14 protein-coding genes and 3 pseudogenes are annotated in these 19,753 nt (G+C 71.0%); 11 read left to right on the top strand and 6 right to left on the bottom strand.

From position 1 onward, the window contains the following. The 7 genes and pseudogenes from QH270_RS31390 to QH270_RS31360 all read left to right on the top strand — a co-directional run. Positions 1–232: pseudogene (locus QH270_RS31390) on the top strand (hypothetical protein); the annotation flags it as partial. Between the two features lie 50 nt (positions 233–282). Then, positions 283–1,191, top strand: a pseudogene (locus QH270_RS31385) (replication-associated recombination protein A); the annotation flags it as partial. A gap of 69 nt (positions 1,192–1,260) precedes the next feature. Beyond that, positions 1,261–3,927, top strand: a complete 2,667-nt coding sequence (gene alaS / locus QH270_RS31380) for an alanine--tRNA ligase (RefSeq protein WP_280348022.1) — start codon at positions 1,261–1,263, stop codon at positions 3,925–3,927. Beyond that, entirely contained in the window at positions 3,927–4,493 is a 567-nt protein-coding gene (ruvX, locus tag QH270_RS31375; RefSeq protein ID WP_280348020.1) for a Holliday junction resolvase RuvX, read from the top strand. The genes alaS and ruvX overlap by 1 nt, the downstream gene beginning before the upstream one ends. Beyond that, complete coding sequence (locus tag QH270_RS31370) at positions 4,490–6,040, top strand: endolytic transglycosylase MltG (protein WP_280348018.1); 1,551 nt, start codon at positions 4,490–4,492, stop codon at positions 6,038–6,040. Before ruvX ends, QH270_RS31370 begins: the two co-directional genes overlap by 4 nt. Continuing rightward, the gene (locus QH270_RS31365) at positions 6,037–6,861 is read left to right on the top strand and encodes a shikimate dehydrogenase (RefSeq protein ID WP_280348017.1); all 825 of its coding nucleotides are present in this window, start codon (positions 6,037–6,039) and stop codon (positions 6,859–6,861) included. The genes QH270_RS31370 and QH270_RS31365 overlap by 4 nt, the downstream gene beginning before the upstream one ends. 49 nt (positions 6,862–6,910) lie before the next feature. Beyond that, positions 6,911–7,354 carry a B-4DMT family transporter gene (locus tag QH270_RS31360; RefSeq protein ID WP_280348015.1) on the top strand — a complete coding sequence of 148 codons (444 nt, stop codon included), beginning with the start codon at positions 6,911–6,913 and terminating at the stop codon, positions 7,352–7,354. 51 nt (positions 7,355–7,405) lie between these two features. Here the strand turns inward: QH270_RS31360 and aroB are convergent, their stop codons facing one another. The 4 genes and pseudogenes from aroB to QH270_RS31340 form a co-directional block, all read right to left on the bottom strand. Continuing rightward, a complete protein-coding gene (gene aroB, locus QH270_RS31355; RefSeq protein ID WP_110035571.1) occupies positions 7,406–8,521 on the bottom strand; it encodes a 3-dehydroquinate synthase in 1,116 nt (371 codons plus the stop codon). A 773-nt stretch (positions 8,522–9,294) separates the two neighbouring features. After that, positions 9,295–9,780: pseudogene (locus QH270_RS31350) on the bottom strand (shikimate kinase); the annotation flags it as partial. Positions 9,781–10,184: 404 nt separating this feature from the next. Further along, entirely contained in the window at positions 10,185–11,393 is a 1,209-nt protein-coding gene (aroC, locus tag QH270_RS31345; RefSeq protein WP_280348027.1) for a chorismate synthase, read from the bottom strand. Between the two features lie 200 nt (positions 11,394–11,593). Next, positions 11,594–12,061: an A24 family peptidase gene (locus QH270_RS31340; protein ID WP_280348014.1), complete on the bottom strand. Its 468-nt coding sequence runs from the start codon at positions 12,059–12,061 to the stop codon at positions 11,594–11,596. Positions 12,062–12,226: 165 nt separating this feature from the next. Between QH270_RS31340 and QH270_RS31335 the strand changes: the two genes are divergently transcribed. The 4 genes from QH270_RS31335 to QH270_RS31320 are packed head-to-tail and all read left to right on the top strand — an operon-like array spanning position 12,227 to position 14,741. Continuing rightward, a complete protein-coding gene (locus QH270_RS31335) occupies positions 12,227–13,348 on the top strand; it encodes a M24 family metallopeptidase (protein ID WP_280348013.1) in 1,122 nt (373 codons plus the stop codon). A gap of 48 nt (positions 13,349–13,396) precedes the next feature. After that, entirely contained in the window at positions 13,397–13,960 is a 564-nt protein-coding gene (efp, locus tag QH270_RS31330; protein WP_280348011.1) for an elongation factor P, read from the top strand. A gap of 2 nt (positions 13,961–13,962) precedes the next feature. Continuing rightward, positions 13,963–14,478 carry a transcription antitermination factor NusB gene (gene nusB / locus QH270_RS31325; protein WP_280348009.1) on the top strand — a complete coding sequence of 172 codons (516 nt, stop codon included), beginning with the start codon at positions 13,963–13,965 and terminating at the stop codon, positions 14,476–14,478. Continuing rightward, positions 14,475–14,741 (top strand): YciI family protein, encoded by a 267-nt coding sequence (locus QH270_RS31320; protein WP_280348007.1) that lies wholly within the window; start codon positions 14,475–14,477, stop codon positions 14,739–14,741. The genes nusB and QH270_RS31320 overlap by 4 nt, the downstream gene beginning before the upstream one ends. Positions 14,742–14,924: 183 nt before the next feature. Here the strand turns inward: QH270_RS31320 and QH270_RS31315 are convergent, their stop codons facing one another. Both QH270_RS31315 and QH270_RS31310 read right to left on the bottom strand, forming a co-directional pair. Continuing rightward, positions 14,925–17,597 (bottom strand): nuclease-related domain-containing protein, encoded by a 2,673-nt coding sequence (locus QH270_RS31315; RefSeq protein WP_280348005.1) that lies wholly within the window; start codon positions 17,595–17,597, stop codon positions 14,925–14,927. Positions 17,598–17,753: 156 nt separating this feature from the next. Then, entirely contained in the window at positions 17,754–19,718 is a 1,965-nt protein-coding gene (locus tag QH270_RS31310) for a UvrD-helicase domain-containing protein (protein ID WP_280348003.1), read from the bottom strand. Positions 19,719–19,753 lie beyond the last annotated feature (35 nt).

Raw genomic sequence — 19,753 nt, 5'->3', positions numbered from 1 at the left:
CAAGGCCATGACCCAGCACGGGCATCTACAAAGCTCGCCCTTTCGCGCCATTCTGTTAGACCGCGGCGCCGGCGAGAATGGCGATCGGCAGCATCAGCACCATCGACAGCTTATACACCACTGCCCCCAGCGCAAGCCCGGCAAGCTGATCGAGATCGACGACACCGAGAAGATCTTCTCCAACCCCACCCAGCGCGCCACCGAGGACTACATCTCCGGCCGCTTCGGGTAAGCGAACCAACGAGAAAGCCCCCGCCGGACGCGCGGCGGGCCGGGGTCTAGAACCGGAGCGTCCTAGTGGGCGGCCCCACCACCTATAACCCGTCGTTCTGGGTGGTGTCGCCGCTGTTGTCGCGCTCGCTGGTGTTGCAGCTGCAATCGCTCACGCCCGAGGACATCCGGTCCGTGCTCGACCGCGCGATCGCCGATGAGCGCGGCCTGGCGGGGGAGTACACGGTCACCGAGGAGGCGCTCGATCACATCGTGCGCATCGCCGGCGGCGACGCGCGGCGCGCGCTCACCGCGCTGGAGGCCTCGGCCGAGTCCTCGCTCGACGGCGTCGTCGACGTCGCCCTGGTCGAGGCCAGCGTCGACAAGGCGGCGGTGCGCTACGACCGCGCGGGCGACCAGCACTACGACGTGATCAGCGCCTTCATCAAGTCCATCCGCGGCTCCGATGTCGACGCCGCCCTGCACTACCTGGCCCGCATGCTCACCGCGGGCGAGGACCCGCGCTTCATCGCCCGCCGCCTGATGATCCACGCCAGCGAGGACATCGGCATGGCCGACCCGATGGCCCTGCAGACCGCCTGTGCCGCCGCCCAGGTGGTGCAGCTGGTCGGGCTCCCGGAGGCCAAGCTCGCGCTGGCCCAGGCGACGATCCACCTGGCCACCGCCCCCAAGTCCGGCGCGGTGACCTCGGCGCTCGGCGCCGCCATGGCCGACGTGGCCGCGGGCAAGTCCGGCGCCGTGCCGCCCCACCTGCGCGACGGCCACTACGCGGGCGCGGCCGCGCTCGGCAACGCGCAGGGCTACCGGTTCCCGCACAACGCGCGCGAGGGCGTGCTGGCCCAGCAGTACCCGCCCGACGACCTGGTCGGCACCGACTACTACGAGCCGACCGAGCACGGCTTCGAACGGGAGGTCGGCGGCAGGCTCGGCAAGCTGCGCCGCATCGTGCGCGGCAAGTAGGCGCGGTGTCGCCGAGACCACCGACTCCGGCGCAAAACGGGTGGAATGCAGGCGGTAGGCTGGACTGCTGTGCAGACCCACGAGATTAGACGGCGTTTCCTGGACCATTTCGTCCGTGCCGGACACACCGAGGTGCCCAGTGCCTCGCTGATCCTGGCCGACCCCAACCTGCTGTTCGTCAATGCGGGCATGGTTCAGTTCAAGCCGTATTTCCTGGGCCAGGAGGCGCCGCCGTACTCGCGCGCGACCAGCGTGCAGAAGTGCGTGCGCACCGGTGACATCGACGAGGTGGGCGTCACCACCCGGCACAACACGTTCTTCCAGATGGCGGGCAATTTCTCCTTCGGCGACTACTTCAAGGAAGGCGCCATCACCCTGGCCTGGGAGCTGATCTCCAAGCCGCAGGACGAGGGCGGCTTCGGCTTCGATCCCGAACGCATCTGGGTCACCGCCTACGAGTCGGACCCCGAGGCGGCCGAGATCTGGCATCGCGTCGCGGGAATCCCGAAGGAGCGCATCCAGTTCCGCGACGGCAAGGACAACTACTGGGACATGGGCGTGCCCGGTCCCGGCGGCCCCTGCTCGGAGATCTACTACGACCGCGGTCCCGCCTACGGCAAGGAAGGCGGCCCGGTCGCCGACGAGGACCGCTACCTCGAGATCTGGAATCTCGTCTTCATGCAGGACATCCGCGGCGAGCTGAGCCCCAAGCAGGGCCACCCGCCGGTCGGCTCGCTGCCGCGCAAGAACATCGACACCGGCATGGGTGTCGAGCGGGTCGCCATGCTGCTGCAGGGCGTGGAGAACGTCTACGAGACCGACCTGCTGCGCCCGATCATCGACAAGGCCGAGCAGCTCACCGGCCGCTCCTACGGTGTCGAACACGCCGATGACGTGCGCTTCCGCGTGATCGCCGACCACGTCCGCAGTTCCGCGATGCTCATCGCCGACGGCGTGAACCCCGGCAACGACGGCCGCGGCTACGTGCTGCGCCGCCTGCTGCGCCGCATCGTGCGTTCCGCGCGCCTGCTCGGCGCCGAGAAGCCGGTGATGGGCGAGCTGATGAAGGTCGTCTCCGACCTGATGTCGCCGTCCTACCCCGAGCTGGCAACCGATTTCGGTCGCATCGAGACCGTCGCGGTCGGCGAGGAGACCGCCTTCCTCAAGACCCTCAACACCGGCGAGACCCTCTTCGACAACGCGGCCACCGCGGTGAAGTCCAAGGGCGGCAAGCAGATCGCCGGCGCCGACGCCTTCGCGCTGCACGACACCTACGGCTTCCCGATCGACCTCACCCTCGAGATGGCCGCCGAGGCGGGCCTCTCGGTGGACGAGGAGGGCTTCCGCTCGCTCATGGCCGAGCAGCGTCAGCGCGCCAAGGACGACGCCCAGGCGCGCAAGCACGCGCACGCCGATCTGACCGTCTACAAGGAGCTGGTCGACCGCGGCGCCACCGAGTTCACCGGCTTCGACGAGCTCACCTCCGAGGCGAACGTGCTGGCCCTGATCGCCGACGGCGTGCGCGTGCCCGTCGCGCAGGCCGGTCAGGACGTCGAGGTCATCCTCGACCGCAGCCCGCTCTACGCCGAGTCCGGTGGCCAGATCGCCGACCGCGGCAGCATCACCGCCTCGGGCCTGAAGCTGCGCGTCAACGACGTGCAGAAGATCGCCAAGAAGCTGTGGGTGCACAAGTCCACGGTCGAGCAGGGCCAGATCACCGAGGGTGACGTGGTGCTCGCGCAGGCCGACCCGGCCTGGCGCCGGGGTGCCACGCAGGGGCATTCCGGCACGCACATGGTGCACGCCGCGCTGCGGCAGGTACTCGGCCCCAACGCCGTGCAGGCCGGTTCGCTGAACAAGCCCGGCTACCTGCGCTTCGACTTCAACTGGCAGGGCGCGCTGACCGAGCGGCAGAAGGCCGACATCGAGGCCGTCTCCAACGACGCGGTCGGCGCCGACTTCCAGGTCAACACCTTCGTCACCGATCTGCCCAAGGCCAAGGAGATGGGCGCGATGGCCCTCTTCGGCGAGAACTACGGCGACGAGGTGCGCGTCGTGGAGATCGGCGGCCCGTTCTCGATGGAGCTGTGCGGCGGCACCCACGTCGAACACTCCTCGCAGATCGGCCCGATCACCGTGCTCGGCGAGTCGTCGGTCGGTTCGGGCGTGCGTCGCGTGGAGGCCTTCGTCGGCCTGGACTCCTACAAGTACCTGGCCAAGGAGCGCGCGCTGCTGGCCGGTGTCGCGTCCTCGCTGAAGGTGCCCTCCGACGAGGTGCCCGGACGCGTCGAGCAGCTCGTGGAGCGGCTCAAGGTCGCCGAGAAGGAACTCGAGCGCACCAAGATCGCCGCGGTGCTGTCCTCGGCGGGCACGTTCGTCGAGCAGGCCGAGCGGGTCGGCTCGGTGCTGCTGGTGGCCGCGGCGGCGCCGGAGGGCGTCAACGCCGGTGACCTGCGCACCCTGGCCACCGACATCCGGGGCCGGTTCGGCAGTGACCCCGCGGTGGTCGTGCTGCTCGGCAACGCCGACGGCAAGGCGCCGTTCGTGGTGTCGGTGAACAAGGGCGCCCAGGATCTCGGATTCAAGGCGGGTGATCTGGTCGCCAGCTTCGGGCCGAGCATCGCGGGCCGCGGCGGTGGCAAGCCGGAGATGGCGCAGGGCTCGGGGTCGGATCCGTCGGGTATCCCGGCCGGTCTGGCCGCGGTCCGTGCCCGGGTGGCCGAACTGGCCGGCTGATGGCTGCCGCTACCGGCGCCACCGACCAGGACCCGGCCGACCGCCCCGACGCGGCGACCGATCCCGGTCGCGGGCGCCGGATCGCGATCGACGTCGGCAGTGTCCGGATCGGTGTCGCCTCGAGCGACCCCGATGGCATCCTCGCCACCCCCGTGGAGACCGTGCCGCGCGCCAAACCGGTGAAATCCGGTGGGCGCGCGGCGGGTCCACCCGCCGACATCGCAAGAATTGCCGATATCGTGTCGGAGTACGAAGCGGTCGAGGTGATCATCGGTCTCCCGCGCACGTTGCGCGGTGAAAACGGGACGGCGGCGACCATCGCGCGCCGGTTTGCCCGGGAGTTGCGCCGGGTGATCGACCCGATTCCGATACGCCTTTCCGACGAACGTTTGACTACGGTGTCTGCTGCACGTGCGCTGCGCGACAGCGGGGTTCGCGCACGTGGCCAGCGGCAGGTGATCGACCAGGCGGCAGCGGTGTCGATTCTGCAAGGATGGTTGGACGAGCGGAGTTCGGTGTTGAAGGACGCGACAGACACGGCGCACGGGGTCGGAGACGACGCATGACCGACCGATGGGCCAGGGCCGAGGAACGCTACCGGGCGCGGGAGGCCGATCGGCGCTACCCCCGGCGCGACGACTGGGGCCTGGATGCCCGCACGGGTCGGGTGGAGCCCGAACCGGATCAGGCGCACTGGGACGACGATGACGACACCAATGTCATCCCGCGCTACGAGGACGAGGTCTACGACGAGCCGGAGCTCGAGCCGGAGCCGGTCGCTCCGGCTCGCAGGCGGCCACCGGCGGGCCGCGCGGCGGCGGCGGGTAAGAACGCCGCGGCGCGGGGCCGAGGGCCGTCCGGGCGCGGCAGGGAAGGCGCGGGCCGGGGCAAGGAACCCGCGGGCCGGGGCAGGGCGTCCGCGGGCCGGAGCAAGCGATCGCGGATCGCCTCGCGCAAGGCCGCCGAGCGCAAGCGCCGCCGCCGCACTCTGTGGGCGGTCGGCGCGGTGCTCGCCGTGCTGATCGTCGCGGCGGCCGGTTTCGCCGGATACAAGTTGATGAGCGGCTTCACCCCGCCCGAGGACTTCGCCGGTCCGCCCGGCGCGCCCGTCGTGATCCAGGTGCACTCCGGTGACACCGCGACGCAGATCGCCGAGACCATGAAGGACAAGGGCGTCGTCGCCAGCGCCGAGGCGTTCTACGAAGCGGCCGTGCGCAATTCGAACATGAACGGCGTGCAGCCCGGTTACTACGCGGTGCAGCAGAACAGTCCCGCCGAGCACGCGGTGACCACGCTGGTGTCCAAGTCCTCGCGCGTGGGCAACCTCGTGGTATCCGAGGGGCGCCAGCTCCACGACCAGCACGACGTGAACACCGGCGCCCGCAAGGAAGGCATCTACACCAAGATCGCCGCCGCCAGCTGCATCGGCACCGCCCCGGCCGCGAAGTGCGTCACCTACGAGCAACTCGACGCCGCGGGCGCCGGCACCGACCTCGCCGCGCTCGGCGTACCCGACTGGGCCAAGCAGTCGGTGGCCGCGGCACCGGATCGGCGCAGGCAGCTCGACGGCCTGATCGCCGCGGGAACCCTGGATTTCGATCCGAGTGGCGGCCCGGTCGACATCCTGCGCCAGCTCATCACCACCAGCGCGGCGCAGTACGAGTCCACCGGTCTGCTGCGTTCGGGCGCCACGAACCAGCTCGATCCGTACCAGACGCTGATCGCGGCGTCGCTGGTCGAGCGGGAGGCGTTGCCGCCGGACATGCCGAAGGTGGCGCGCGTGATCGTCAACCGGCTGCGCATCGATCAGCCGCTGCAGTTCGACTCCACGGTCAACTATTCGCTCGACAAGACCGAGGTCGCCACCACCGACGCCGACCGCGCCGAGGTGACGCCGTGGAACACCTACGCCATGGCCGGGCTGCCCGCCAATCCGATCGCCGCGCCGTCGCTGAAAGCGCTGGAGGCGATGGAGAATCCGGAGCCGGGGACCTGGCTGTACTTCGTCACGATCGATCAGAAGGGCACCACGCTGTTCACCGAGAGCTACGCCGAGCACCTGCGCAACATCCAGAAGGCGCATCAGAGCGGCATTCTCGACAGCGGGCGATGAGCGGGGCCGCGACGATGACGGTGCGCAAGGCCGCGGTGCTCGGTCAACCCATCGCGCATTCGCGCTCGCCGCAGCTGCACCTGGCCGCCTACCGGGCGCTGGGGCTGGACTGGACCTACGAGCGGATCGAATGCGATGCCGCGCGACTGCCGGGGCTGGTCGGGGGCCTCGGACCGGAGTGGGTCGGGCTGTCGGTGACGATGCCCGGCAAGGAGGCGGCGCTCGCCGTCGCCGACGAGCGCACCGAACGGGCCGTGCTGGTCGGCTCGGCCAACACCCTGGTCCGGACCGAGGCGGGCTGGCGGGCCGACTGCACCGATGTCGACGGCGTCCTCGGCGCGTTGCGCGGCGGCGGCGTCACCACCCTCGACGAGGCCGTGGTGCTCGGGGCGGGCGGTACCGCCAGGCCCGCGCTGCTGGCGCTGTCGGAGCTGGGAGCGAAGACGGTCACCGTCATCGCGCGCGACGCCGGGCGGGCGCGCGGCGCGCTCGACCTGGCCGACCGGCTCGGGATGCGACCCACGGTCGTCCCGCTCGACGCCGAGCGTGTCCGGGCGGTGTGCGCGTCGGCGGGGGCCGTGGTGAGCACCGTGCCCGCCCCGGCCGCCGCGGCGATCGCGGAGGCCGTCGCGGTCGCTCCGGTGGTCCTCGACGCCATCTACAACCCGTGGCCGACCCCCCTGGCCACCGCGGTCGACGCGGCCGGGCACACGGTCGTCAGCGGACTGCAGATGTTGCTGAACCAGGCCTACGGGCAGGTCGAGCAGTTCACCGGCCGACCGGCCCCGCGGGCGCCGATGGCCGCGGCGCTCGACGGCTGATCCGCGGAATTGATACCTGTTCTAGTTTTGACCGGCTAGGGTGTTGCACATGACCGCTTGGGTGTTGCGTGCGACCGTCCTCGGCGCGTTGGTCGTCGGGCTACGGCTGCTGCTCGGATTCGCGATGGCGTTCGCGCCGACCTTCGGCCTCGTCTGGCGGGTCGCGTGCCTGATCGTGATCGTGGGCGTCGCCGCCGTGTGGGGCATGCGTGACGGCCGTTCGGCCGCCGCCGTCGATCTCACCGTGCGATGGATGGCCGCGGGCGCGGTCGCCGGGCTGGCCAGTGGCGCGGTGTGCCTGGTCCTGGATCAGATCCCGGGCGTCGAACTCGGCGACTCCGGCGCGCTGTTCGAGCTGACCTCGGCGGCGGCGTTCATCATGCTGCTGATCTTCCTGCCCGCGCTGGCGGGCGTCGCCCTCGGCCGCCGCCGCGCCCGGCGTTCGGCCGAATCCGTCGCTCCCGTCGGCCAACCCGAGTTCGCCACGGCCTGAGTCACCCGGACCCGAGTGCCCGGCAGGCCGTCCTGCCGGGCACTCGTCGTGTCAGAGCAGGATCGGGCCGCCGGTGGAGGCTTCGCGGGCGATCGCCGAGTAGGCGGCCGCCAGCAGCGACGGGTCGGGGCCCTCGAGGCGGCCGGGCTTGGCCAGGCCGTCCAGCACCACGAATCGCAACACACCCGAACGGGTCTTCTTGTCGGTCTGCATCGCGTCCATCAGCTGGGGCAGAGCGTCGGCGTCGTAGCTGACCGGCAGGCCGACGCTCTCCAGGATGGTGCGGTGCCGGTCGGCGGTGGCGTCGTCGAGGCGCCCGGCCAGCCTGCCCAGTTCGGCCGCGAAGACCAGACCGACCGACACGGCGGCACCGTGGCGCCAGCGGTAGCGCTCGCGACGTTCCACGGCGTGGCCCAGGGTGTGCCCGTAGTTCAGGATCTCGCGCAGGCTCGACTCCTTGAGGTCGGCCGCGACGACATCGGCCTTGACCTGGATGGCGCGCCGGATGAGCTCCGGCAGCACGTCACCGGTGGGGTCGAGGGCGGCCTCCGGGTCGGCTTCGATGAGGTCGAGGATCACCGGGTCGGCGATGAAACCGGCCTTGATGATCTCGGCCATGCCCGCCACGATCTCATTGCGCGGCACCGTCTCCAGCGTCGCCAGATCGACCAGCACGGCGCTCGGCTCGTGGAAGCTGCCGACGAGGTTCTTGCCCGCCTCGGTGTTGATGCCGGTCTTGCCGCCGACCGCCGCGTCGACCATCGCCAGCAGCGTGGTCGGCACGTGCACGATGCGCACCCCACGCATCCAGGTGGCGGCGACGAAACCGGCCAGGTCGGTGGCCGCGCCGCCGCCGAGGCTGACCACGGCGTCGTTGCGGGTCAGACCGATGCGGCCGAGCACCTCCCAGCAGAAGCCGGCCACGGCCAGATCCTTGCCGTCCTCGGCGTCGGGGATCTCGATCCGGTGCGCGTCGATCCCGGTGTCGGCCAGCGCCTTCCGCACCACCTCGGCGGTCTCGGCCAACGGCGGCTGATGGAAGATCGCCACGGTCCGCACGGCATTGCCCGCGGAGACGGCCTCGACGAGATCGCCGAGCAGTCCGCGGCCGATGATCACCGGATACGGGTCGGCGGTGCGTACCTGAATGGTCGTCGGCTCTGTCACGTGCGCTGCTCCGATTCTTTCTGGTCGTTGGTCTTGCTTCGCCCCCGTCGGCGCGGCCGCTTCCGGCGCGTCCGCTCCCCACCCTGATTCGCGCGATCCGCGTCCCCCGATTGGCCTGCCACACCCCGGCGTCCGCTGGTGGTACCGCCGGTTTCGTTCCTCGCCCCGGCAGTACCTTGTGCCCCCGTGGACCCGGGTGCGGCGATGGAACCAGGTACTCCGGAGGAACCCTGTGCGCTGGTGGGTCCCTGCGTGCCGGTGCCGGCCGCTGACCTGAGCCGCCCGCCACGGCGAGCCCGAGTGCGGCGGGGACGCCGGGTGCCGGTGGTGCGCGTGCCCGGTTCGCCCGAGGCCGTACCGGTCCGCTCCATACCGTCCGTGGCGCCGGCGGGCGAGGTCTCCCCGCCATCACGCGTCGTCGCCTCGGCGGTGGTGCCGCCGTCGGTCGTACGCCCCCGTCGCGACCGGCGGGTGCCGACCGCTCGGGTGCCCGATTCGCCCGGCTGACCGCCGGTTCTCGCGGCGGCGGAGGTGTTCGTCTCGGCTCCGGTGCCGGCCGCTGCGGTGTCGCCGACCGATGCTGTGGACCGCTCGGTCGAGCCCGCCTGGATCGTGTTCGCGCGGCGGGCGGCCGCGGCGCGGGCCCTGGCGCGGCGGCGGGCGCGGGAACGGTTGCTGCCCGCTCCGGGCCTGCTGGTGACCGAACCCGTTGTCACCGAGGCGGTTCCGGTGCCGCGCTGTGCGTCGAGGTCGGTGCGCACCGATTCGAGGCCGAGCTTGGCCAGGATCATCCGCACGACCCGGCCGGGGCTGCGCCCGTCGGTGCGCACGCGGACGGTGGCGACCTCGCGGTAGAGCGGTCGCCGGATGCGCATCAGCTCCCGGTACTTCGCCGCAGGATCCGTGCCGTTGAGCAGCGGTCGGGCACTGCTCGAGCCGGTGCGCCGAAGTCCTTCGCCCACACTGATTTCCAGGTAGACCACGGTCGCTCCCCGCAGCACCTCCCTGGTGCGCGCCGAGAGCACGGAACCGCCGCCGAGGGAGACCACGCCGTCGTGCCCGAGCACCGCGCGGCGCACCACGTCTTCCTCGATACGCCGGAACTCCGGCTCGCCGTCGGTGGCGAAGATCTCCGGGATCCCGCGACCGGTCTCGGCCTCGATCCCCGCATCGGTGTCGAAGAGCTCCACCCCGAGCTCACGCGCCAGCTTCCGCCCGATCGTCGACTTCCCCGACCCCGGCGGCCCCACCAGCACGATCCGAGCCCGCGGCCCGCCCGCACCGGATCCGGCTGCGCCCGTTCCGGAGTCGGCGTCCGCGCCGTCCTCCCCTTCGGGACCGACGGATGCTCCCGTCGCGGCATTGGCGTCCGCTGCCGGCGTGCCCGCTGTCGGGACGCAGTCGGCGTCGGCTGCGTCGTCCGCGGGGGTGTCCGCAGTGCTGTTCACGTCAGTACTCGCGGAGGTGTGGTTGTCAGGCTCGATACCGGTCGGTGTGCCCGTCGTCGGTGCGGCTTCCGTGTCGGGTGCGACGTCCGCGACCCGGTCGGGCGCCGAGTCCGTGCCGGCGGTCGGGTGCGGTGCGGTATCGGGTCGGGGAGCGCCGACGGTCGGTGGGGGGCCCGCGTCGGTGTCCTCCGCCGCCCCCTGCTGCCCCTGCCCGGTCACGGGATACGGCTGTCCGCGGGCACGTGTGGGCGGTTGCCGATCCGCTTGACGTAGCTGGTGATGTTGTCGACGGTCTCGGCCAGCGAGTCGCCGCCGAACTTCTCCAGCGCGGCCTGCGCGAGCACCAGCGCCACCATCGATTCGGCGACCACGGCGGCCGCGGGCACCGCGCACACGTCGGAGCGCTGGTGGATGGCGACGGCTTCCTCGCCGCTGGACATGTCGACGGTGGCCAGCGCACGGGGCACGGTGGAGATCGGCTTCATCGCCGCGCGCACCCGCAGGGCCTCGCCGTTGGTCATGCCGCCCTCGAGCCCGCCTGCCCGGTTGGTGGAGCGCAGCACGCCGTCGGGGCCGGGCCGCATCTCGTCGTGCGCCTGGCTGCCGCGCCGGCGCGCGGTCTCGAAACCGTCGCCCACCTCGACGCCCTTGATCGCCTGGATGCCCATGAGCGCGGCGGCCAGGCGCGAGTCGAGGCGCTGCTCACCGCTGGTGAACGAGCCGAGCCCGATCGGCAGGCCGTCGACGATCACCTCGACGACGCCGCCGAGGGTGTCGCCGTCCTTCTTGGCCGCCTCGATCTCGGCGATCATCGCCGCCTCGGCGTCGGCGTCGAACGCGCGAACCGGGCTGGCGTCGATGGCGTCGAGGTCGTGCGCGCCGGGGGTGACACCCGTGGTGTTGGCCGCGGTGCCGATCGACACCACGTGCGAGATCACCTCGACGCCGAAGGCCTGGCGCAGGAAGTTACGGGCCACGGTGCCCGCCGCGACGCGGGCCGCGGTCTCGCGGGCGCTGGCCCGCTCCAGGACCGGGCGGGCGTCGTCGAAGTTGTACTTGAGCATGCCCGAGTAGTCGGCATGACCGGGACGCGGACGGGTGAGCGGGGCGTTGCGCGCCATCCCGGCGAGCGCTTCCTCGTCGACCGGGTCGGCCGACATCACTTCGGTCCACTTCGGCCATTCGGAGTTGGCGATCTCGATCGCGACCGGACCACCCATGGTCCGGCCGTGGCGCACGCCGCCGACCAGCGTGACCTTGTCGGCCTCGAACTTCATCCGGGCGCCGCGCCCGTAGCCGAGCCTGCGGCGCGCGAGCTGTGCGGAGACGTCGTCCGATGTCACCTCGACTCCGGCGACCATCCCTTCCAGGAGGGCGACGAGAGCGGGACCATGGGATTCTCCGGCAGTTATCCAGCGCAACACGCCGACCATCTTCCCATGTCGTCGCGCGTCGTAGGGCACGCGGTCCACCGTGACGAGCGGCACCCCGGTGGCGGGCCGGGTGGGGCGGTGGCGCCCACCGCCCCGATCGTGCGGTTCCGGGTCGATCCGCGCGGCGGTCGAAGCCGAGGTGCGCGGGTGTGCCGGGCGTGGCGAAGGGGCCGTCGACCCGGTGGGCGCGCTCATGCCAGCGCCATCGCGGTCACCGTCGCCAGGCACATGGCCGGGCCGTGGGGCACCACCCGCCCGGCGGGGCGCCGACGCGGCTCGCCGCGTCCCCGGGCGGAACGGAGCCGATCCCACCCAAGGACGAGGACCGCGGCGACGGCCGTGAGCAGCGGCGCGGCCAGCGCGGCCCACACCCAGGCGGGCGCGCCCGCGAGCGCGGCGGCGCCGCCCAGCGAGACGGCCAGTTTCACATCACCCGCGCCCAGCGCGGCGGGGGAGACGAGGTGCGTGACGAGATACGGCATGGTCAGCAGCGCGGCGCCGATCACCGCGGTGGCCGGCTGCCCTGTGTACAGGGCGTAGAGGAACACCGCGGCGGCCCCGACGCCGGTGAGGGCGTTGGGGAGCCGCCGGGCATGGACATCGATGACGCCGAGCAGCACACACCAGGCGATGAGCAGGCAGAACGCGGCAGTGGTCATGCACCGATCGTGCTGGCCGCGGCGCCATCGATCCAGGTCGTGATCGCGAATGTGGACAACCTCGGCGTTTGTGAATATCCAGCTGGTCAGTTTCGGGTCCGGCGACGCGCCCACCGCGTGGAACGCGCCGCCGACGTGTCGTGGGTTCAGCGGTAGCGTTGACCCATGTGTGCTGACTACACGGGCCCGGATCACGCGGCACGGCGGGGCGCCCTGCGGAGCCTGCTGGTGGAGAACGGCGTCGACGCGCTGCTGGTGACCGACCTGGTCAATATCCGCTACCTGACCGGCTTCACCGGCTCGAACGCCGTCCTGCTGGTGCACTCGTGGGACATGCGCGGCGCCGAGGAGCGCACCGTCATCGGCACCGACGGCCGCTACTCCGCGCAGGTCGCGGCCCAGGTCCCCGACCTGCGCGCCGAGATCTCCCGCGCCACCGCGCGCCGCATCCTGGAACTGGCCGGTGAGTGGCAGCTCGGCCGGGTCGGGTTCGAGAGCCATGTGGTGACCGTCGCCGAGCACCAGTCGTTCGTCGAGCAGCGGACCGGCCTGCAGCTGGTGCCGACCAACGGCCTGGTCGAGCAATTACGCATGGTCAAGGACGCCTACGAGGTCGCCCAGTTGCGCGCGGCGTGCGCGGCGGCCGACGCGGGCCTGGCGAGCCTGCTCGAGCGGGGGCTGCTGCGCCCGGGACGCACCGAACGGCAGGTCGCGCGTGATCTCGAGTGGGCGATGTTCGAGCACGGCGCGGAGGCCGTCTCGTTCGAGACCATCGTCGCCGCGGGCGTGAACTCCGCCGTCCCGCATCACCGCCCGACCGGCGCCGTGCTCGCCACCGGCGACTTCGTGAAGCTCGATTTCGGCGCCGTCGTCGACGGCTACCACTCCGATATGACCCGCACCCTCGTGCTCGGCCGCCCGACGGACTGGCAGCGCGAGATCTACGACCTGGTCGCCCGCTCGCAGCGTGCAGGCCGGGAGGCGCTGAAACCCGGCGCGGGCACCTCGGAGGTGGACGCGGCGGCGCGGGTCGTCATCGAGGAGGCCGGGTACGGGCCGCAGTTCGTGCACGGCCTCGGACACGGCGTCGGGCTGCAGATCCACGAAGCGCCGGGAGTCGCGAAAACGAGTACCGGTACACTTCTTGCTGGCGTGGCGGTGACCGTCGAACCTGGTGTGTACCTTCCCGGCCGCGGCGGGGTCCGGATCGAGGACACGCTCGTGGTACGCGAGGCGGGCCCGGACCTGCTCACCCTCACCAGCAAGGACCTGACCGTCGTCGAGTGACGCCGGTCCCCAGAGACCGCAGTAAACGAACGAGGAGATCCGAGGACAGTGGCGGACACCAGCGACTTCAAGAACGGCCTTGTGCTGAAAATCGATGGTCAGCTTCAGCAGATCATCGAATTCCAGCACGTGAAGCCGGGCAAGGGCCCCGCCTTCGTGCGGACCAAGCTGAAGAACGTGCTGTCCGGCAAGGTCGTCGACAAGACCTTCAACGCGGGCGTCAAGGTGGAGACCGCGACCGTCGACCGTCGCGACATGACCTACCTGTACCACGACGGTACCGACTACATCTTCATGGACGGCGAGACCTACGACCAGATCTCCATCCCGGAGGCCACCATCGGTGATGGTGCGCGCTTCCTGCTGGAGAACATGGGCGTGCAGGTCGCCGTGCACGAGGACGCGCCGCTGTTCGTCGAGCTCCCCGTCTCGATCGAGCTGGTCGTGCAGCACACCGACATCGGCCTGCAGGGTGACCGCTCCACCGGCGGCACCAAGCCCGCCACCCTCGAGACCGGCGCCGAGGTGCAGGTCCCGTTGTTCATCAACACCGGTGACAAGCTGCGCATCGACTCGCGCGACGGCAGCTACCTCGGCCGCGTCAACGCCTGATCGTGACGGACTCCCCGGCAGACAAGAAGGGCTCGTTCAAGAAGCTCGGCGCGCGCCACAAGGCACGCCGCCGGGCCGTGGACCTGCTGTTCGAGGCGGAGGCGCGCGACGTCGACGTCTCGGACCTGCTCTCCGAACGCGCTGAACTGGCCACCCGTGACCAGAGTGTGGCGCCCGTGCACGCCTACACCAGCGTGCTCGTGGAAGGCGTCGCCGACGACCTCGACCGGGTCGACGGCACCATCGAGGGCTACCTGCAGGACTGGACGCTGTCCCGCCTGCCCGCCGTGGACCGGGCGATTCTGCGGATCGCGGTGTGGGAGTTGTTCCACGCCACCGACGTTCCGCCGGTGGTCGCGGTCGACGAGGCCGTCGAGCTGGCCAAGGAACTGTCCACGGACGACTCGCCGTCGTTCGTGAACGGTGTGCTCGGGCAGGTCGTCCAGGTGGCGCCCCAGGTGCGTGCCGCCGCCGCGGCGACCCGGGCCGCGCGGCCGGCGCCGGAGGACCGGGCGTGAGCAACAAGTACCTCGTGATGGTCATGCGCACACCGGCTTTCGATTCGTCCGTGGTCGAACCGCATCGCGAGTTCCTGCAGCGACTCCTCGACGAGGGACAGCTGGTGGAGAGCGGGAAGTTCACCGACGGGTCGGGCGGCGCGTATGTCGTGTCGGCCGAAAGCCTCGACGCCGCAACGGCGCTCGCGCACACCGATCCGCTGCACACCACCGGTGCGTCGGATCTGACGATCTACGAATGGGAGATCACCATCTCGGCGTGATCCCCGATCCGCGACAGCCGCATGCCCTTTCGGGTGTGCGGCTGTTGTCGTTCCCGACGGCCTCCGCCGGTGGGTGTACGGGAAACCGGCGGAGGCGCGACCGTCGCCGGGTAGCGCCGGTGTCGGGTGTGCGCGAGGCACACGGTGATCCTGCTACCTCGAGTGCGCTCGAGGTCAAGCGCGTCAGCGGTCGGCGTGGACCAGCGGTGCGAGGAAGCCCGTGACCTGCGCGGTCGACGGCTGGCCGAGCCTGCGGCCGAGATAGTCCGGGGCGTCGGCCGCGCCACGGCAGCGATCCGGGTCGGTGTTTGCCGGATCGGCCGAATAGCGTTCGCCGACCATGGTCGCCCGCGCCACCTCCCGTCCCGTGCGCAGTTCGTAGACGGTGACCTCGTAGGTCGCCCGGAACAGGTTGACGGTGCGTCCGATGGGTTCGCCGGGTGCGGGCGGATACTGGCAGGTCACCACGAGATCGCCGAGGCTCACCTGGGTCATGCAGGCGATGAGTTGCACCGCGGAGGTGTCCGTCGGCCGCCACGCGCTGGACTGGTTCGTGGCCACCATGGTGGCCAGCTCGCCGGACAGATAGATCGGCCGGGCGCCGTCGCGCTGATATTCCGCGGCATTCGGGAAGGGTTTGCGGTCACCACACATCCGGTCGTAGTCCGACATCTCGAACCGGCTCGCGTTCACCGCCGTGATCGCGAAGAACCCGGCACCGAACAGGACGATGAACAGGATCAGTCCGACGCCGGGACCGATCCGCACCCACCGTCGCTGACGCCGCCGCCGCTCCCGGACCGGGGTGTTGCGCCACCGTTCGAGCAGCGAGGGCCCGCTCGACCGTCGGCCCACGCGTTCGCGCACTCGGCTCGACACCGACTGACGTGGGGCGCTCCGGTCCTGTTCGACCCACTGAGACCAGTGCTCCGAAGTGTCGTAGTGCTCGCCGGTCTCGTGTTGCCGCGCGGGACGAGGGTCGCTCGACGAACGGGACGACCAGGCGGCAGCGCCCGCGGCACCGGCGGCCGCCCCGAGACCGGCCACCGCGGCGGTCCCGGCGACCGAGCGTCCACCATGCGCCGGTTCCTCCCACGATCCGTCGACCTCGTGCGGGTCGCCCCGGTCGGCTGGATCATGGTCGATCGAGTCCTCGTCGCTCGCGGTGTCCCGGGCGAACTCCGCTCGTGTCGGCACGTCGGGCTCGCCAGGTGGTTCGGCCACCGGCGGCACCGACTTGGTGAGCGAAACCGCTTCGGGGTCCACCGTCGTCGGGTCGGTGCTGTGCGCGCCCTGCTGTGTGACGGACTCACTCGGAATTGCCTCGTGGCCGGCGATTTCGTCGCCCGTCGACGGATGGTCGCCCACTGTGCCCGAGTCGGTGTGCGAGGCAAGGGTTTCCACGGCCTGCACCGCGCCACCCTCGAGCACATCGTCTCTCGCCGCCTCCGCCGCCTCACCTGGCTGTTCCGCACCGGCAATCACCACACCGGCCGTTGCCGCGCCCGCTACCGCGGCCAGACCTGCCGCCGTACCGGTTTCTCCCATGCCGGGTTCTGCTGCCGCCGCCTCGGCTCGTTCTCGAGTGCCTTCATCGTCCAGCAGCGCCTGGCGGGCGCCGGCGAGGCCCGCTCCAGCCTCCTCGATCGGCAGATCGTGGGCGGCCCCGTTCGTATCGGTCCCGTCGTCTGCCGAAGCGTCGGTTCCCGTCGCACCGGACTCCGGGGTGTCGGTTCCCGATGGCCCTGGCTCCGTCGCATCGGAATGCGGGGTAGGGGCTTCCGCATCAGCCGCACGAGCGCCCGCTCCGGCCACGACCGCCGCACCCGCTGCTGTGGCGACGGCGGCCTGGGCGGCGGGTGTGCCGAGGGGGGCACGGTTGCCCTCGGCAGACGGCGAACCGGCAGGCATGTCGGGGTGCTTTCCCGTCGGGGGGCGTGCGGGCCCAGCTTCCTCCGCTGCACCGATCGTGTCAGGACTGTCGCCTGCGGACTGACCATCGCCACCCGATGCGGCGGCAATTCCGGATCGCCGGGCCTGGGTTCCGCTGTCCGGCTCGCTCGATCCGCGGGGCCGATGCGCGAGTCGATCGATCGCGGCGAGGAACGCGGGCGCGCTCGACCGGATACTCAGCGGGGACGCGGCGCCGGTGGGAGCGGTGGCGGCTTCTTTCTGAGGCTCGTGCTCAGGGGTGGTCGGGGCGGGGCGGCTGCTGGTCGTCGGCGCGAGACGGGCGGGGAATCCCTGATCCGCCAGCTCGACCCGGCTGGGCAGCAGGTGGGTGAGGTTCAAGGCGTCGAAGACACGGCGCACATCGTTCACGCTGAGCCGGACCGTGCGCCCGGTTTCGGCGTGGAAGTAGTCGTGCAGTGCGGACGCATCGTCGCGATCCATCAGCACCGCCCGGTAGCCATCGGCGATGCGCGCTTCCTCGAGGGTGATCCGCGAACCCGGCTGGGGGACCAGCACCACCACCGCGTTCACCCAGCCGAAGATGCCGGACTGCTGCAGCAGGTTCTTGGCCGCGAACACCTGCCGCCGCACCTGGACGAACGGATTGGGCACCCGCACGGCGTGGTAGAGCGCGGCCTCCTCGCCGTCGACCGTCCACGGACCGTTCGGCGGGGTGGCGAGCGTGCCGTCCTGGCGGGCGGTGAACCCCTTCACCTCGATGACGGTGGCGCCCTGCGGCGTGCACACCAGCGCGTCGACCTCGACCGACCCGCCGCGGCTCTCCGGCACATGGCAGCGGAAAACCGCGATACCACCCGCCTCGGACGTCCAGTCCCGGATCGCCGCCGCGACGACCTCTTCTGCGCCTTCGAGCTCGGATTCGTCCGCGACAACGACGATCACCACGACCCCCTGTGCAACCGAATGCGGACCCTACCAGGATACGACCTGGATCAGCCACACCGAAACCGAATCCTGTTGCCGAGCAACGAGATCGGCAATGCCGATTTCCGCTCTCCCGGCGCCGCCCCCGCGACCTGCGCGCGCCCCGGGGACGGGCTAGTCCTGGACCATCCCCAACCACACGTAATCCCTGGCCCTGGTCACCGCGACGAACTGCTGCCGCATCGTCAGTTCGTAGCGTTCCCGCTCGGCGTCGGTCGTGGGTGGCGCGGGTTCGACGAACGGGTGGATGACGGCACGGAAGTCCAGCCCTTTGGCGCGGTAGACATTGCCGACCTTCACGCCCGCTTCGTCGACGGCGCCGTGGAACCGCTCCATGTTCTGTGCGGCGATGCCGGCGCGTTTGAGCGCCAGCAGCAGCCGGTCGGCCTCGAACGTGGTCATGGTGATGATCGCGATATCCGCGTCTACGAGGCCCTCGGCGCGCAGCGTGTCGATCTGGGCGATCACGGCGGCAGGGAGGTCGTCAGCGGATCCCGACCACCGGTCCACGCGACCACCGGGCAGCGCCGGTTCGGTCCGGCCGAGGAGGTGGCCTTCTTCGGGCTCCAGATCCCGGATCAGTGCCGCACCGGGGAGCGCGGCCGCGAACTCGACGATGGCCCTGCGGTTGCGGTAGTTCTTCGTCAGGGTCTCACTGCGCCCGACGACGTGGATGCCGGCGTCGACCAGCCGCCAGCCACCGGCGTAGATCCGCTGCTGCCCGTCGCCCACCAGCAGCAAGGCGTTGGCGGCGTTCCCGGTGAGTTCATGGACCAGTCGCAGACTCTGCACGGTGATGTCCTGGACCTCGTCGACGACCACCATGGCATACGGCCGCGCGAGCGGTTCGGCGCGCAGCTGATTCAGCGCGAGGGTGATCACATCGTTCGCGTCGTGGAACCGGGCTTCCCGGCGGAACTCCTCGTACTGCCGGTACAGGTCCCACACCCGCGCGCGGGCGCCTTCGTGCAGGGCGACTCGTCTGCCGCGCCGCCGGAGACCGGCATAGTGGCCGAAGTCGTCGAGGCCGAGCCCGCGCCCCTTGATCACCCGGTCGACTTCTTCCCGCCAGTACCGGATGTCGACGGAGAGTTCGGCCAGCGGTCCGTGGGCACCCGTCCGCGACCACGCTCTGGCGAACGCGTTGTCCGCCTGGTCCATATCCATGGTGACGGGGACGCGCCGCCGCGCGAGCAACTCTCGCGCCCACGCGTGCAGGTTGGTGAACTCCGCGCGGTGGGCGGTGTGTGGCGAGAGCCGGGCGAAGGCGGTCTGCTGGTACGGGGGCAGGTTCTTGACCAGCGTGGTGTACAGCAGCGGCCCGGTCGTCCGTCGGGACTGATATGCCATCCGGTGCAGGGCGAGCACGGTTTTGCCGGTCCCCGCCGGGCCCACGATCCGCGCGGGGCCGTTGTAGTTGCGCGAGACCAGCGCGTTCTGCGCGGGATCGAGGAACGCCAACCACGAGGGGAACGGCTTGGCCAGTGCCTCGGTGACCTGGTCGGCGCGCAGGTCGGCGACCTCGAGCAGACCGTCTGTCTCGGTGACCCGCGCGGGGACGGGAGTCGGGATCAGCTGGTAGTCGGTGCTGCGGCGGCCGGTGTGCTCGGCGAGCGCAGCGGCCGCGGTCGCTGTCATGACCCGGTCGCGGGTGAGCAGCGAGCGCAGGGTCACGTCGGTGGTGACGACGAAACGGCCGTCGATTCTCGGTGGCCGTCCGGTGGGTAGCACGAAGACCAATTCGACCGTCTCGCGCACGAATTCATTGCCGTGTGGCGCGATGGTGACGCCGGTGAACAACTGTTCGGCCTGGGCGCGCAGCCTGCGGATCTGCGCCGCACCGGGCAGTTCGTCGACGATGTTCAGGGCGAACACCCCGCGCGGGCCGAGGAACAGGCCATCGCATCGGCTCGCGGGCGCGGGCTGGGTGCGGTGCAGGAGCAATCGCCACTGCCCGCGCCCCGCCAGCAGCAAGGCGGTGTAGATGTTCTTCGACCGGCCCGGCAGTTCGCCGACGGCGTCGGTGATCTCGGATTCGATCCGCAGGCGCAGGATTTCTCGATCATTACTGGACGTCATCTCGGCCACCCCCACTCGGTCCGCGCTTCTCGTCA

This window comes from Nocardia neocaledoniensis, assembly GCF_029868625.1.
Lineage (GTDB): Bacteria > Actinomycetota > Actinomycetes > Mycobacteriales > Mycobacteriaceae > Nocardia > Nocardia neocaledoniensis_A.
Note: the sequence above shows the minus strand (reverse complement) of the source record. Positions and strands in the feature narration are given on the sequence as shown.